Genomic DNA, 15,321 nt, shown 5'->3' with positions numbered 1-15,321 from the left:
AACGCCGCTTGCCGCGACCTAACGTCGTCGAACCGCCGCCCCTGGTGGGAGTTCAAAGGCGAACGTTAGGTGTTCCACTCATGCTGACCATCCTCGGCTTCACCATGATCGCGACCTTCCTGGTCCTGATCATGCTGAAGAAGATGTCGCCGATCGCGGCGCTCGTCCTGATCCCCGCGCTGTTCTGCGTCGTCGTCGGAAAGGGCGCCAAGCTCGGCGACTACGTCATCGACGGCGTCACCAGCCTCGCGCCCACCGCGGCGATGCTCATGTTCGCGATCGTCTACTTCGGCGTGATGATCGACGTGGGTCTCTTCGACCCGATCGTGCGGGGCATCCTCAGGTTCTGCAAGGCGGATCCGCTGCGCATTGTGGTCGGTACGGCACTCCTCGCCGCGATCGTCTCCCTGGACGGCGACGGCTCGACCACCTTCATGATCACGGTCTCGGCGATGTACCCGCTCTACAAACGCCTGAAGATGAGCCTCGTCGTGATGACCGGCGTCGCCGCGATGGCCAACGGCGTGATGAACACGCTCCCTTGGGGCGGCCCCACCGCCCGCGCCGCGACCGCCCTCAAGGTCAGCGCGGGCGACATCTTCGTCCCCATGATCCCGGCACTCGCCGTCGGCATGCTGGCGGTCCTCGTCCTCTCCTACGTCCTCGGCCGCCGCGAGCGCAGGCGGCTCGGCGTGCTCACGCTGGACGAGGTGCTCGTGCCGGAGCCGGAGACCGAGCCGGTGCTCGTGGGGGCGGGCGGCGACGGCGACAAGCCCGCCCGCGGCGGCGGTGGTTCGGGCTCCGGCACGGACGCGGACGCCGAACTCCCGGACGAGGACGAGGGGTTCCAGGGCCTCGACCCCGACCGGCCCACCCTGCGGCCCGGGCTGTACTGGTTCAACGCGCTGCTCACGGTCACCCTGCTCACCGCCATGATCATGGAGTGGCTGCCTATCCCGGTCCTCTTCCTGCTCGGCGCCGCCCTCGCCCTGACCGTCAACTTCCCCCACATGCCCGACCAGAAGGCCCGCCTCGGCGCCCACGCCGAGAACGTCCTCAACGTCTCCGGCATGGTCTTCGCCGCCGCCGTCTTCACCGGCGTCCTCCAGGGCACCGGCATGGTCGACCACATGGCGACCTGGCTGGTCGACAGCATCCCCGACGGCCTGGGCCCGCACATGGCCCTCGTCACCGGTGTGCTCAGCATCCCGCTCACGTACTTCATGTCGAACGACGGCTTCTACTTCGGCATCGTCCCGGTGCTCGCCGAGGCGGGGAACGCCCACGGCGTCTCGACGCTGGAGATCGCCCGCGCCTCGCTCGTCGGCCAGCCCCTGCACATGTCCAGCCCGCTGGTACCCGCCGTGTACGTCCTGGTCGGCATGGCCAAGGTCGAGTTCGGCGACCACACCCGGTTCGTCGTCAAGTGGGCCGCCCTGACATCACTGGTGGTGCTCGGGGCAGGAATCCTCTTCGGCATCATCTGACCCGACCTCATCGGACCGACCGCACAAGGGACTTCACCATGGCGCCCGGCAGGAACCGCGGCTGGCTGCTCCGCCTCGTCATCGCCTTCAGCTTCACGCAGGGGGCGGTGTCGATGGCCCGCCCCGCGGTCTCCTACCGGGCCCTCGCACTCGGCGCCGACGAGCGGGCCATCGGCGTCATCGCCGGTGTCTACGCACTGCTCCCGCTCTTCGCCGCCGTACCGCTCGGCCGCCGCACCGACCACGGCCGCTGCGCGCCCCTGCTGCCCGTCGGCGTCATCCTCATCTCCGGCGGCTGCGCGCTGAGCGGACTGGCCACCTCCCTCTGGACGATGGCCATGTGGAGCGGCGTGATGGGCCTCGGCCACCTCTGCTTCGTGATCGGCGCCCAGTCCCTGGTCGCCCGCCAGTCCGCCCCGCACGAACAGGACCGCAACTTCGGGCACTTCACCATCGGCGCCTCCCTCGGCCAGCTCATCGGCCCCGTCGCCGCGGGCGCCCTGATCGGCGGCTCCGACATGGCGGGCACCAGCGCCCGCGCCCTCCTCGTCGCGGGCGCGGGCGCCGCCGTCTCCTTCACCTCCCTGTGGCGCATCGAGGACCGCACGGCCGTCAAGTCCCGTACGGAGCAAGGTGATCCGGTGCCGATGCGGAGCATCCTGGGCGCCCGGGGCGTTCCCGCGGGCATCTTCATCAGCCTCTCCGTGCTCTCCGCGACCGACATCCTCACCGCCTACCTCCCGGTGGTCGGCGAACACCGGGGCATCGCGCCCTCCGTGATCGGCGTCCTGCTCAGCGTCCGCGCCGCGGCCACCATCGCCTGCCGTCTCGTCCTGACCCCGCTGCTCCGACTCCTCGGCAGGGCGGCCCTGCTGACCGCGACCTGCCTCCTGGCGGGCGTCCTGTGCGCGGGCATCGCCCTGCCGCTCCCGGTGTGGGCCATCGGCCTGATGCTCGCGGTCCTGGGCTTCTGCCTGGGCGTGGGCCAGCCGCTTTCCATGACGACGGTCGTGCAGGCCGCCCCGGACGGCGCGCGCTCCACCGCCCTCGCCCTGCGGCTCACCGGCAACCGCCTCGGCCAGGTCGCCGCACCCGCCGGAGCGGGTCTCGTCGCCGGAGTCGCGGGCGTGGCCGCGCCGTTCGTGATGCTCGGCGCGCTGCTGGTGCTCTCGGCGGGCGTCGCACTGCGCTCACCGGCGCGAACACCCAGGGCGGGCAGGGGAGTCGGCGGCCCCCTGAAGGCACGCGACGGGGTCCGCTGAACCGGCCCGGCGACTGAACGCGATCGTCCGTTTTCTCACCACCCGGACCGACCCGCCCGATCCCGTCCGGTCTCTTCCCTCCGGCGCGCACATTCCGTTAGCTTCCGTGACTCACAAGCCTCGTACGACCCGTGCGAGGTGATCGGATCGCGGAGCCCCCGGGGGCACTCGTCATGACACGCGCCATCTCCCTGCACGCCGTCAGCAAGGCCTACACGCGAGGCGTCCGCGTGGTCGACCGGATGTCGCTGGACATCGCGCCGGGGGAGTTCCTCGTCCTGCTCGGACCGTCCGGGTGCGGCAAGTCGACCGTCCTGCGGATGATCGCGGGCCTGGAGCAGATCACCGAGGGCGAGCTGCGGCTCGACGGCGAACTGTCCAACGAACTCGCCCCCTCCGAACGGGACATGGCGATGGTGTTCCAGAACTTCGCCCTCTACCCGAGCATGACCAGCCGCGACAACATCGGCTTCCCGCTGCGCATCGAGACCCCCGGCGAGGACCCGCGGCCCCGCGTCGACGCCACCGCCCGCATGCTGGGCATCGAGGACCTCCTGGAGCGCTTCCCCAGCCAGCTCTCCGGCGGCGAACGCCAGCGCGTCGCCATGGGCCGCGCCATCGCCCGGCACCCCTCCGCGTTCCTCATGGACGAGCCGCTCTCCAACCTCGACGCCAAACTCCGCAACCACCTCCGCGCCGAGATCTCCGCCCTCACCCGCAAGCTGGGCGTCACCACGGTCTACGTCACCCACGACCAGGCCGAGGCCATGTCGCTCGGCGACCGGGTCGCCGTCATGCGCGGCGGGGTCCTCCAGCAGGTCGGCACCCCGCGCTCGGTGTACGCGCTGCCCCGCAACGTCTTCGTCGCCGCGTTCATCGGCACCCCGCGCATCAACCTCCTCCGCGGCCTGGTCCGGGCCCCGCTGGACGGCGCGATGACCATCAGCCTCGGCAAGCAGTACCTGCGGCTGCCCGAACCCCTCTGCCTGGACCACCAGTTGCTCCGGGTCCAGCAGGGCCGCGAGGTCATCGTCGGCCTGCGCTCCGAGGCCGTACGCATCGCCAAGCCGACCGCCGCCCGCCCCGGCGAGGTGGCGATCAGCGGACTCGTCGAGCACGTCGAGTTCCAGGGCCACGAGGTCCTCGTCCACTTCAACACCGGCTCCCGGCCCGCCGTCGTACCGGAGCTGGAGGCACCGCGCCCCGCCCGCCCGGTCCGCCGCCGGCGACGCGAGGGCAGCGTCCTCGGCCGGCTGCGGGAGCGCGCGGGAGCGCTGCGCGCCGGTCCGGTGGTGGCCCTGGACCCCGCGGTGGAGGCGCTGGCCGACCCCGTACCGCCCGAGGGCCGCCTCCCCGGTGACCTCGTCGTCCGCACCACTCCCGACATCGAGCTCCGGTACGGCATGCAGGTCCCGCTGCTCGTCGACATCGACCATCTGTTCGTCTTCGACCAGCACGGTGACCGGATCTCCCCGGCCCCGGCGCGGCTGCCCGACCTGGACGAGTGACGACCGGTACGGACGGGTGCGTGAACGGGCACGTCACCGAGGCTCTGTGACGCGTGGTCTCTGGCGCCGGAAAACTAACATCGCTAGTTTGTGAGGCGGACGACGTAGTCACGCCCGGGAGGCACCACGATGAAGGCACACGACGGCATGTACATCGACGGCGCCTGGCGCCCCGCCGCGAGCGGGGACACCATCGACGTGGTGAACCCGCTCGACGAGCAGGTGATCGACCGCGTCCCGGCCGGAACCGCCGCCGACGTCGACGCCGCCGTACGGGCCGCCCGTGCCGCCCTCCCGGGCTGGGCCGCCACCCCGCCCGCCGAACGCGCCGCCCGGCTCGCCGCGCTGCGGGACGCGCTGGCGGCCCGCAAGGACGAGATCGCCGAGACCGTCACCGCCGAACTCGGCTCCCCGCTCGCCTTCTCGCAGGCCGTCCACGCGGGCGTGCCGATCGCGGTCGCGGGGTCGTACGCCGAACTCGCCGCGTCCCACGCCTTCGAGGAGAAGGTCGGCAACTCGACCGTCTACCAGGAGCCGATCGGCGTGGTCGGCGCGATCACCCCCTGGAACTACCCCCTCCACCAGATCGTCGCCAAGGTCGCCCCGGCCCTCGCCGCAGGCTGCACGGTGGTGCTCAAGCCCGCCGAAGACACCCCGCTCACCGCCCAGTTGTTCGCCGAGACGGTCGCCGAGGCGGCCGTCCCCGCGGGCGTCTTCAACCTCGTCACCGGCCTCGGCCCGGTCGCGGGACAGGCCCTCGCCGAGCACCCGGGCGTGGACCTCGTCTCCTTCACCGGCTCCACCGCGGTGGGCCGCCGGATCGGCGCGACGGCGGGAGCCGCGGTGAAGAAGGTCGCCCTGGAACTGGGCGGCAAGTCCGCCAACGTCATCCTCCCGAGCGCCGACCTCGCCAAGGCCGTCAACGTCGGCGTCGCCAACGTGATGTCCAACTCCGGCCAGACATGCAGCGCCTGGACCCGCATGCTCGTCCACCGCGACCAGTACGACGAGGCGGTGCGGCTGGCGGCGGACGCGGCCGCCAAGTACGGCTCCCGCATCGGCCCGGTCGTGAACGCCAAGCAGCAGGCCAGGGTGCGCGGTTACATCGAGAAGGGCATCGCGGAGGGCGCACGCCTGGTCGCAGGCGGCCCCGAATCACCCGCCGGGCAGGGCTACTTCATCAGCCCGACCGTCTTCGCCGACGTCACCCCCGACATGACGATCGCCCAGGAGGAGATCTTCGGCCCGGTCCTCTCGATCCTCCGCTACGACGACGAGGACGACGCCGTCCGCATCGCCAACGGCACGGTCTACGGCCTCGCGGGCGCGGTGTGGGCGGGCGAGGAGGCCGAAGCGGTCGCCTTCGCACGGCGGCTGGAGACCGGGCAGGTGGACATCAACGGCGGGCGCTTCAACCCCCGTGCCCCGTTCGGGGGTTACAAGCAGTCGGGGGTGGGCCGGGAACTCGGCGCGCACGGGCTGTCCGAGTACCTCCAGACCAAGTCCCTTCAGTTCTAGACCCCCAGGAGGCCTCACATGGTCCGCGCCGCCGTACTGCCCGCCGTGGGCGCCCCGTTGGAGATCGCCGAGATCGACCTCCCGGAACCCGGCCCCGGCCGGGTCCGCGTCCGTCTCGCCGCCGCCGGGGTCTGCCACTCCGACCTGTCCCTCAGCAACGGCACCATGCGCGTGCCGGTCCCGGCGGTCCTCGGCCACGAGGGCGCGGGCACGGTCGTGTCCGTGGGGGAGGGCGTCACGCATGTCTCACCGGGCGACCCGGTCATCCTCAACTGGGCGCCGTCCTGCGGCACCTGCCACGCCTGCGCGCTGGGCGAGGTCTGGCTCTGCGCCAACGCGCTCAACGGCGCCGCCGATGTCCACGCCCGCCGCGCCTCCGACGGCAGCGACCTCCATCCCGGCCTGAACGTGGCCGCGTTCGCCGAGGAGACGGTCGTGGCCGCGTCCTGCGTCCTGCCCCTCCCGGAGGGCGTCCCGCTGACGGACGCGGCCCTCCTCGGCTGCGCGGTCCTCACCGGCTACGGCGCGATCCACCACTCGGCGCAGGTCAGGGAGGGCGAGACGGTCGCCGTCTTCGGCGTCGGCGGAGTGGGCCTGTCGACCCTCCAGTCGGCCCGGATCGCGGGCGCCTCGACGATCGTCGCCGTCGATGTCTCCCCGGAGAAGGAGGAGTTGGCGCGCGCGGCCGGGGCGACGGACTACGTGGTCGCCTCCGAGAACACGGCCCGCGAGATCCGAACCCTCACCGGAAAACAGGGTGTTGACGTGGCCGTGGAGTGCGTGGGCCGCGCCGTCACCATCCGCACCGCCTGGGAATCCACCCGCCGAGGCGGCCGCACCACGGTCGTCGGCATCGGCGGCAAGGACCAGCAGGTCACCTTCAACGCCCTCGAACTCTTCCACTGGGGAAGGACGTTGAGCGGCTGCGTCTACGGCAACTCGGACCCGGCGAAGGACGTCCCGGTGCTCGCCGAACACGTCCGGGCCGGACGGCTGGACCTCGGATCGCTGGTGACGGAACGGATCGCGCTGGACGGGATTCCGGGCGCGTTCGAGAACATGGTGGCGGGCAAGGGCGGACGGGCGCTGGTCATCTTCTGAGGGCGCTGCCGGTCACTTCCCGACGGGCGCCTCCTCGGGCGGCGGCTCGACCGCGACCACCGGAGCCGCCGCCGCGTCCGTGCCGTCCGCGGTCCCCGCCGTCCGTGCCCGGGACCGCGACACCGCCACACCCGCCAGGCACAGGACGCCACCTCCCAGCGTGAGGAGCCCCGGCACCTCGCCCAGCAGCAGCCAGGACATCAGGACGACCAGCGCGGGCACCGCGTACGTGGTCGCGCCCATCTTGCCTGCGGTCGTCCGGGCGAGGGCGTACGCCCAGGTGGTGAAGGCGAGCGCGGTCGGGAAGACGCCCAGGTAGACCATGTTGAGCGTGGCGGAGACGGGCGCGTCACCGGCCTGCTCGACCAGCTGTCCGGCGAACGGCAGGCACAGCACCGCGCCGACGAGACACCCGAACGTCGTCGCCTGGAGGGCGCTCGCCCGCGCCAGGGCCGGCTTCTGGGCGACGACCCCGCCGGCGTACGCGACCGCCGCGAGCAGACACAGCACGACACCGAGCACGGACGAACCGCCCTCGCCCGACATCGAGAGCCCCACGGTCACCGCACCGGCGAACGACACCGCCATCCCCGTCAGCAGCCGCGGCGGCACCGCGTCACCGAGCAGCCGGGAGCCGAGCAGGGCGATGAGGATCGGCCCGATGTTCACGACGAGGGCCGCGGTACCGGCGTCGACCTGCTGCTCACCCCAGTTCAGGACGACCATGTAGAACCCGAACCAGAGCACGCCCGAGACCGCGATCCCGCGCCAGGCGGAGCGGGGCGGCACTCCTGACCGTCGTACGAGGGAGATCACCCCGAGCGCCAGCGCTCCGCTCGCCAGCCGGCCCAGGGCGAGCGCGCCCGGTGAATAGGCCGAGCCCGCGCTGCGGATGGACACGAAGGCGGACGCCCAGAGCACGACGGTGACGACTGCTGCGGCTGCGGCCGCCCGTTCGGGACGGCGGAGGGGGTTCGTCATGTCACGAGGCTAGAGGGGGGAGGAGCGGCGCCGCTGGCGGAAATCGGACGCCATCGTCGGGGGGCTTCCGTTGTGTGCCGGGTGCGCGACCAGCCCCCACACATCCGCACCCGGCACTCCACGGAACCCCCACCCCCCATACCCGGCCCCCCTACCCCTGGACCACCTCGGCGAACTGCCCCGCCAGCCCGTCCAGCAACGCGGCGAGCCCCACCTCGAAGGCCCGCTCGTCCACCTTCTCCTGCTGCTCGGCGAGGAGATGCGCCTGCCCGAGATGCGGATAGTCCGCGGGATCGTACGCACTCTCGTCGTCCACGAACCCCCCGGCGAACGACCCCAGCGCGGACCCCATGATGAAGTACCGCATCAACGCCCCGATCGACGTGGCCTGAGCCGCGGGCCATCCCGCGTCGACCATCGCGCCGTAGACCGCGTCCGCGAGCCGCAGCCCGGCGGGGCGCCGCCCGGGGCCCGTCGCCAGCACGGGCACGATGTTCGGATGGTCGCGCAGGGCGGACCGGTACGACACGGCCCAGTCGTGCAGTGCCGTGCGCCAGTCGCGCCCGTCCGAGAACATCGACAGATCGACCTGTGCGCTGACCGAGTCGGCCACCGCCTCCAGGATCTGGTCCTTCGTGCGGAAGTGGTTGTAGAGCGAGGGTCCGCTCACCCCCAGCTCCGCGGCGAGCCGCCGGGTGGACACGGCCGCGAGGCCCTCCGCGTCCACCAGCACCCGGGCCGTCTCGACGATCCGGTCGGTACTGAGAAGGGGCTTGCGCGGTCGGGCCATGCCGCACATAGTAGGGCTGCGAGAGTCAAACTAGCAGTGCTAATTTAAATGTGCAGCAGTTGCTGTACGGCCTTCCACTTGGGGTGACACGCGATGAACCTGGGACTGAGCGAGGAGCAGGAAGCCGTACGGCGGCTCGCCAAGGACTTCGTGGACCGCGAGGTCGCCCCGCACGTCATCGCCTGGGACCGCGCCGAGGAGGTCGACCGCGCGATCGTCAAGAAGCTCGGCGGAGTCGGCTTCCTGGGCCTGACCATCGACGAGGAGTACGGCGGCTCGGGCGGCGACCACCTCGCGTACTGCCTGGTCACCGAGGAACTCGGCCGGGGCGACTCCTCCGTGCGCGGCATCGTCTCCGTGTCGCTCGGGCTGGTCGCGAAGTCGATCGCGGCCTGGGGGAACGAGGAGCAGAAGCGCCGCTGGCTGCCCGGACTCACCTCGGGCGAGTACGTCGGCTGCTTCGGTCTCACCGAACCCGGCACCGGTTCCGACGCCGGCAACCTCACCACCCGCGCCGTCCGCACCGACGGGGGCGACTACGTCGTCAACGGCACCAAGATGTTCATCACGAACGGCACCTGGGCCGACGTGGTGCTGCTCTTCGCGCGCTCGACCGACGCCCCGGGACACAAGGGCGTCTCCGCGTTCCTCGTGCCGACCGACACCCCGGGCCTGACCCGCCGCACCGTCCACGGCAAGCTCGGCCTGCGCGGCCAGGCCACCGCCGAGATCGTCCTGGAGGACGTGCGCGTCCCCGCCTCCGCGATGCTCGCCCCCGAGGGCAAGGGCTTCTCGGTCGCCATGTCGGCGCTGGCGAAGGGCCGGATGTCGGTCGCGGCGGGCTGCGTCGGCATCGCACAGGCCGCGCTCGACGCGGCGCTCCGCTACGCCGGTGAGCGCGAGCAGTTCGGCAAGCCCATCGCACAGCACCAGCTCGTCCAGGAACTGATCAGCGACATCGCCGTCGACGTGGACGCGGCCCGCCTGCTGACCTGGCGCGTCGCCGACTTCGTCGACCGCGGCCTGCCCTTCGCCACCGAGTCCTCCAAGGCCAAGCTCTTCGCCTCGGAGGCCGCCGTGCGCGCCGCCAACAACGCGCTCCAGGTCTTCGGCGGCTACGGCTACATCGACGAGTACCCGGCGGGCAAGCTGCTGCGCGACGCCCGGGTGATGACCCTCTACGAGGGCACCAGCCAGATCCAGAAGCTGCTCATCGGGCGCGCGCTGACGGGCGTCTCCGCGTTCTGAGACGGGTCCTTCCCCGCGAAGGCCCGCTCTGAGTACGCGAGCTGAGTATCCGCGCGGATGTGGCGGAGGCCACGTCCGCCGCATCGTGGACCCATGAGTGACACACCGGTCAAACAGCAGACCACGGCCGCCTATCACGGCCAGGCCGTCGCCTCCTTCGCGATCGCCCTCGCGGCGACCGCCATCGGCATCTTCCAGCTGCACGCCGACACCTGGGTGCGGGCCTTCCTCGGGATCGCCGTCCTCTACCTCGTCACGTCCGCCTTCACGCTCGCCAAGGTGGTCCGCGACCGCCAGGAGGTGGGCCAGATCGTCAGCCGGGTCGACCAGGCCAGGTTGGAGAAGCTCCTCGCCGAGCACGACCCCTTCGACAAGCTCTGAGCGGCCGGACTAAGCGCTCGCTCAGGTTCGGCGGTATGGTGGACCCCTTGTCACCGAGAGGGGTTCACGAGCGATGAGTACGGCGGAGGAGACGACCGCGGGCGACCCGCAGGCCTGGGCCGAGGTCACGCCCGACGCGGCCCGGCGGCTGCTGATCGCCGCCGTGGAGGCCTTCGCCGAGCGCGGCTACCACGCGACGACCACCCGGGACATCGCGGGCCGCGCCGGCATGAGCCCGGCCGCGCTCTACATCCACTACAAGACCAAGGAAGAGCTGCTCCACCGGATCAGCAGGATCGGCCACGAGAAGGCCCTCGACATCCTGCGGACGGCGGCGGGGCGCGAGGGCAGCGCCGCCGAGCGGCTCGCGGACGCCGTCTGCTCCTTCGTGCGCTGGCACGCGGGCGGGCGCACCACCGCGCGGGTCGTGCAGTACGAACTCGACTCGCTCGGCCCGGACGCCCGCGCCGAGATCCTCGCGCTGCGCCGGCAGGTCGACGCCGAGGTACGCGGCATCGTCGAGGACGGAGTGGCCGACGGCTCCTTCGACGTGCCCGACGTGAAGGGCACCACCCTCGCGATCCTCTCGCTGTGCATCGACGTGGCCCGCTGGTTCAGCCTCGACGGCCCCCGGACACCGGACGAGGTCGGCGCGCTCTACGCCGACCTCGTGCTCCGGATGGTGGGGTCCGAGTAGTCCTCGCGGTACGGGAGCCGGTGCGGCTCAGAGGTAGTAGCGCGACACCGACTCGGCCACGCAGACCGGCTTGTCGCCGCCCTCGCGTTCCACGGTGAACGCGACGGTCACCTGGACGCCGCCCGGGACGTCGTCGACGCCGGTGATCGTCGCGGTGGCGCGCAGCCGGGAGTCGACCGGGACCGGGGCGGGGAAACGGACCTTGTTCGTCCCGTAGTTGACGCCCATCGTCACGCCCTCGACCTTGATCAGCTGCGGACCGAAGAGCGGGAGCAGCGACAGGGTGAGGTAGCCGTGCGCGATGGTCGTCCCGAACGGGCCGGCCGCCGCCTTCTCCGGGTCCACGTGGATCCACTGGTGGTCGCCCGTCGCCTCCGCGAACAGGTCGATCCGCTTCTGGTCGACCTCCAGCCAGTCGGTGTGCCCCAACTGCTCGCCGACCGCCGCCCGCAGGTCGTCGACGGAGGTGAAGATCCTCGGCTCTGCCATGTCCTGTCCCGGCCTCTCACGTCATCCAGTACGTCGTCATATACCTAAGCAACTGCTTAGCATGGTCGGCCGCGGAGCCCCTGTCAACGGACCACGGGCGGGACGCGGTGGGTAGGCTCTGACGGGTGCCTCAGATCCCGATGAAGATCCACGAGCTGACGGTCGGCCAACTCGCCGCACGCAGCGGAGCCGCCGTCTCCGCGCTGCACTTCTACGAGGCCAAGGGCCTGATCAGCAGCAGCCGCACCACGGGCAACCAGCGCCGCTACACCCGCGACACCCTGCGCCGGGTCGCCTTCGTGCGGGCCGCGCAGCGCGTCGGCATCCCGCTGGCCACGATCCGCGAGGCGCTCGCCGAACTCCCCGAGGAGCGCACCCCGACCCGCGAGGACTGGGCGCGCCTCTCCGAGGCCTGGCGTTCCGAACTCGACGAGCGCATCAAGCAGCTCAACCGGCTCCGCGACCACCTCACCGACTGCATCGGCTGCGGCTGCCTCTCCCTGTCGGCCTGCGTGCTCTCCAACCCGGACGACGTGGTGGGCGAGCGGGGCGCGGGTTCGCGGCTGATGACGGAACGGGGCGAGCGCGGAAAGGGACGCACGCCCCGGGCCGAGGACCAGGACCAGGACCGGGACGGGGTCCAGGACTAGAGTCCGGCGGCCGAGGCGTGCCAGGGAGCGCGGCGGAGCGCGGCCGAGGTCACTCGAACTCGGTGCCGCCCTTCCGCGTGAGGTACGCCGGGCTGACGGCCTTGGCGATGGCCCGTCCGCCGGTCACCGCGCTGTACCGCTCGGTCGCCGGACGGATCACGACCCCCTCGCGCAGGTGCAGCCCCCGCCCGGACACGGTCTCCCGCCCGCTCGCGACCTCCAGCACCCGCTCGATGCCGAACGGTCCCTCGTACAGCCGGGGCACCAACGGCAGCTCGCCGTCGAGGAGTCGGGCGGCGTCCAGCCACCGGACGACCCCGTCGATCTCGGCGGAGACGTCGAACACGGCGTACCCGAGCGTCTCGCGGCGGCCGTCGGCGCCGTAGGCCAGGTCCTGTACGCCCGCGCCGTAGACCTCGCCGAAGATGCCGACCCGGCGGGCGCCGAGCCGTTCGGCGAGACGGGCGGCGGCCTCGGGGACGCCGTGGCCGCGGACGGCTCGCCAGTAGAGGTTGCGCGGATCCTCCTTCAGGGCGAGGGACTTGGCGCCGAAGCCCTTGGAGGAGACGTGCACGCGACCCTGCTCGGCGACATACGTCAACAGGCAGGCGGAGCCGTGGAGTTTCTCGGTCAGGACCACGGCCTCGCCCGGTGCGAAGATCCCGGGAAACCGCTGGATGTTCTCGATGTCCACCCAGGGCAGCAGATCGGGCGCGTGCTCGACGTCGCCGTTCATCGTGGGCGGGATCGGCGGCACCCACTTCACGATGCCGAGGCGCTCCGCGAAGTCGGTGCCGTCCCGGGCGGCCCGGTCCAGATCCACATCGGCGAGGGCCTTCGGCCGGCACACGATCCCCTGCGACAGCTCACCGCGCAGCCGCACCGCCCTGACCCGGTCGGAGCCGCTCCCCGCGAGGCGCCCGGTGAGCCCCAGCTCCTCGATCAACCCGCCCGGCAGCACGGCCTGTTCGGGGATGTAGACGGCGGTGTCACCGGTGCGGAACGCGCCCTTCGCGACCACGGCCCGGTACAGCCCGACCTGCGCCAGCTCAAGGGCGTCGGCGTTCGGGTGCTCGTGCACGGTCAGCACTTCCGCGGTGACGCGCAGCGTCGACATCGGGGCTCCTCGGGTTCCTCAGCGGGGTTTCATCGCCCTCAACTGTCCTGAGCCAAAAGGGGTGGAGCGACCGGATTTGCGGCTGCTAGCTTCGGCGGGGCGGCGGCGCGGCCCTACGACGAGCGCCGGGCCGCCCCGTACTGCGCCAGCCCCTCCGCCACCAACTGGGCGTTGGACGAGGCCCGTTCGCCGTTCGGGAGGAGGAGGGTGTCCTCCAGGCCGATGCGGGTCGCGAGGCCCAGCCGGGCCGCGAGGCGGAGGACCGGCCAGGCGCTCGCGTTCTCTCCGTGGAGCAGGACCGGGCGGCCGTGGTCGCAGGTGAGGGCGGCGAGGAGGGCGCGTGCGGTCGCCTCGGAGGTGTTCTCCTCCTCGGAGGCGTTCTCGGCGGCGCCCTCGGCGGGGTCCGTCACCTCCGCGAGGATCCGCAGGACCCTGGTGCGGAGCGGTGAGGCGGTGAAGCGGGCCGCGCCGTCCGTGCCGGACCAGATGCCCGCCTCCACGCCGACGCCCCGGTCCAGCAGGGCGGTTGCCACCTCTTCGGCGCCCGGCTCGTGCCAGTTGACCGAGGCGTGGTCCGGGAGGGTCGTCCAGGTGCGGATCCGCTCCGCTCTCGCCACCGGGTCCGGTTCCGCCCACGCGCCCGTGGTCACGCCGATCGGGACCGACACCCGTGCCCGGATCGCTTCCAGCGTCACCGCGAGGACCCGCGGCGACAACGTGTCATGCCCGCACGGGGTCTTGGGATGGAGGTGGACGTCCGTGGCCCCGGCCGCGACGGCCTCCACCGCGGCATCGGCCAACGCCCCGGGCGAGACCGGCACCATCCAGCCGTCGGCGGGACCACGGGTCCCGTTGAGACATACCTGCACCATGCCCCGATGGTGTCACCCGCCACTGACAACCGCCCCGCGCCCGGACCTCCTCACCCCCACACCCACCGGATGCCCACCCGGCAGGGCCCCGCGCCCAACGCCACCGCGTGCACCGAGCCCGACGCGTCGACCCGGAGCCGGTGTTCGCGCGGCCGTCCGGTGCGGGGCCGGTGATCGAGGCCGTTGGTGCGGAAGGAGTAACAGGTGCGCGGCAGGCACTCCTTGGCGAAGCGGACCTCCAGGAGGTGTTCGCGCATCGGGACGTGGATGGTGGTCTCGGCGCGCTGGGAGTAGGGGCGCTGGTCACGGTGTTCGACGGTGTAGTCGACGATCACGGTCTCGCCGCGTGACAGCGGGCTGTCGAAGAGCAACTCGGCTGCCACGAGCCCCTCTTCGGGCATTTCGAGGACCGTGCCGAGTCGCGCCGGTGCCGCCAGCCGGAAGCGGGGGAGCGGGCCGGGGCCCGGGGTGTCGAGGCGGTACACGGCGATCCACCGGTCCGCGCCGTCCGCCTCCGCGCGCAGCACCCGCCTGCTGGTCAGCGAGCGGACCCGGCGGTCGGCGTCCACGTCCACCCGGTTGTGACAGCTGAGCCGGGTCAGGCTGTCGTCCCAGCGGGTGTCCAGCGCGCCGAGGGCGGCGGTGAGGTCGTGGTGGTCCGACCAGGCCCGGGCGAGATCGGGGTGGTGGCCGTCCGGCGGCAGCCAGCGTCCGCGGGGCCGGGGCGGGCCGAGCAGCCCGGTCAGCGCGCCGGGCGGCAGCCGTAGGACGTCTTCCAGTACGGCGAGCGCGGCCAACGACCGTTGCCGCTCGGGTTGGTAGCGGCCGGACTGCCAGGAGCTGAGCGTCGCGGGCGCCACCGGGGTGCCGCGCCGCGACAGCCGGTCCTGAATGCGGTCCAGGCTGAGCCCGCTCGCCGCGATGGCCGCCCGCAACGCCTCGTGGAACGGCATCGCCCCGGTACCGGACGCGGGGTCCTCCAGTCTGGAATTCACGTACTCCAGCTCAAGTCAGGGGCGTCGTGGGGCGGAAGGGCGTTGGCCTGAAGTTTGGTCAGTCTTGCCCAGTGATGGATCAATCTTGAACGAACCTGTGAGGTTTCCCGGGTGTTGCGCTGCCAATTCCCGCAAGACTGAAGGAACTTGTCCGTCTTGCCATGCACATGAGGGCGCGCGGAAGCTGCTGTGCACTGCCGCCACGGCAGCCCCCCACCCCTCGAA

15 protein-coding genes are annotated in these 15,321 nt (G+C 72.0%); 9 read left to right on the top strand and 6 right to left on the bottom strand.

Features of this window, described 5'->3' with window-relative positions:
* Positions 1-80 precede the first annotated feature (80 nt).
* The 5 genes from ACIPTO_RS28075 (at position 81) to ACIPTO_RS28055 (ending at position 6,876) form a co-directional block, all read left to right on the top strand.
* On the top strand, positions 81-1,487 hold the full coding sequence (locus tag ACIPTO_RS28075; RefSeq protein WP_366321486.1) for a citrate:proton symporter: 1,407 nt from the start codon (positions 81-83) through the stop codon (positions 1,485-1,487).
* A gap of 38 nt (positions 1,488-1,525) precedes the next feature.
* Positions 1,526-2,749, top strand: a complete 1,224-nt coding sequence (locus ACIPTO_RS28070) for an MFS transporter (protein ID WP_401196622.1) — start codon at positions 1,526-1,528, stop codon at positions 2,747-2,749.
* Between the two features lie 173 nt (positions 2,750-2,922).
* Positions 2,923-4,257: an ABC transporter ATP-binding protein gene (locus tag ACIPTO_RS28065; protein ID WP_401196619.1), complete on the top strand. Its 1,335-nt coding sequence runs from the start codon at positions 2,923-2,925 to the stop codon at positions 4,255-4,257.
* A 129-nt stretch (positions 4,258-4,386) separates the two neighbouring features.
* On the top strand, positions 4,387-5,775 hold the full coding sequence (locus tag ACIPTO_RS28060; RefSeq protein WP_401196617.1) for an aldehyde dehydrogenase family protein: 1,389 nt from the start codon (positions 4,387-4,389) through the stop codon (positions 5,773-5,775).
* An 18-nt stretch (positions 5,776-5,793) separates the two neighbouring features.
* A complete protein-coding gene (locus tag ACIPTO_RS28055; protein ID WP_366321478.1) occupies positions 5,794-6,876 on the top strand; it encodes a Zn-dependent alcohol dehydrogenase in 1,083 nt (360 codons plus the stop codon).
* Between the two features lie 12 nt (positions 6,877-6,888).
* Here ACIPTO_RS28055 and ACIPTO_RS28050 read toward each other — a convergent pair whose 3' ends face one another.
* Positions 6,889-7,857, bottom strand: a complete 969-nt coding sequence (locus ACIPTO_RS28050; RefSeq protein WP_401196614.1) for a DMT family transporter — start codon at positions 7,855-7,857, stop codon at positions 6,889-6,891.
* Positions 7,858-8,008: 151 nt separating this feature from the next.
* On the bottom strand, positions 8,009-8,647 hold the full coding sequence (locus tag ACIPTO_RS28045; protein WP_401196611.1) for a TetR/AcrR family transcriptional regulator: 639 nt from the start codon (positions 8,645-8,647) through the stop codon (positions 8,009-8,011).
* A 93-nt stretch (positions 8,648-8,740) separates the two neighbouring features.
* Here ACIPTO_RS28045 and ACIPTO_RS28040 point away from each other — a divergent pair, with 93 nt between their 5' ends.
* The 3 genes from ACIPTO_RS28040 to ACIPTO_RS28030 all read left to right on the top strand — a co-directional run bounded on the left by ACIPTO_RS28040 (position 8,741) and on the right by ACIPTO_RS28030 (position 10,973).
* A complete protein-coding gene (locus ACIPTO_RS28040) occupies positions 8,741-9,895 on the top strand; it encodes an acyl-CoA dehydrogenase family protein (RefSeq protein WP_401196608.1) in 1,155 nt (384 codons plus the stop codon).
* Between the two features lie 93 nt (positions 9,896-9,988).
* Positions 9,989-10,276, top strand: a complete 288-nt coding sequence (locus tag ACIPTO_RS28035; protein ID WP_366321470.1) for a YiaA/YiaB family inner membrane protein — start codon at positions 9,989-9,991, stop codon at positions 10,274-10,276.
* A gap of 73 nt (positions 10,277-10,349) precedes the next feature.
* Positions 10,350-10,973, top strand: a complete 624-nt coding sequence (locus ACIPTO_RS28030) for a TetR/AcrR family transcriptional regulator (RefSeq protein WP_401196606.1) — start codon at positions 10,350-10,352, stop codon at positions 10,971-10,973.
* A gap of 27 nt (positions 10,974-11,000) precedes the next feature.
* Here ACIPTO_RS28030 and ACIPTO_RS28025 read toward each other — a convergent pair whose 3' ends face one another.
* Complete coding sequence (locus tag ACIPTO_RS28025) at positions 11,001-11,462, bottom strand: MaoC family dehydratase (protein WP_366321466.1); 462 nt, start codon at positions 11,460-11,462, stop codon at positions 11,001-11,003.
* 125 nt (positions 11,463-11,587) lie between these two features.
* Here ACIPTO_RS28025 and soxR point away from each other — a divergent pair, with 125 nt between their 5' ends.
* Positions 11,588-12,112, top strand: coding sequence for a redox-sensitive transcriptional activator SoxR (soxR, locus tag ACIPTO_RS28020; protein ID WP_401196602.1), 525 nt, complete (start codon positions 11,588-11,590; stop codon positions 12,110-12,112).
* Between the two features lie 49 nt (positions 12,113-12,161).
* On the opposite strand, the gene ACIPTO_RS28015 is transcribed toward soxR, so the two are convergent.
* The 3 genes from ACIPTO_RS28015 to ACIPTO_RS28005 form a co-directional block, all read right to left on the bottom strand.
* A complete protein-coding gene (locus ACIPTO_RS28015; RefSeq protein WP_366321462.1) occupies positions 12,162-13,229 on the bottom strand; it encodes an RNA ligase (ATP) in 1,068 nt (355 codons plus the stop codon).
* A 113-nt stretch (positions 13,230-13,342) separates the two neighbouring features.
* Complete coding sequence (locus ACIPTO_RS28010; protein ID WP_401196599.1) at positions 13,343-14,101, bottom strand: 3-keto-5-aminohexanoate cleavage protein; 759 nt, start codon at positions 14,099-14,101, stop codon at positions 13,343-13,345.
* 50 nt (positions 14,102-14,151) lie between these two features.
* The gene (locus ACIPTO_RS28005; RefSeq protein ID WP_401196597.1) at positions 14,152-15,096 is read right to left on the bottom strand and encodes a hypothetical protein; all 945 of its coding nucleotides are present in this window, start codon (positions 15,094-15,096) and stop codon (positions 14,152-14,154) included.
* Between the last annotated feature and the right edge of the window lie 225 nt (positions 15,097-15,321).

The sequence above is a fragment of the Streptomyces sp. NPDC090083 genome, assembly GCF_044747445.1.
In the GTDB taxonomy this organism is placed as follows: domain Bacteria; phylum Actinomycetota; class Actinomycetes; order Streptomycetales; family Streptomycetaceae; genus Streptomyces.
Note: the sequence above shows the minus strand (reverse complement) of the source record. Positions and strands in the feature narration are given on the sequence as shown.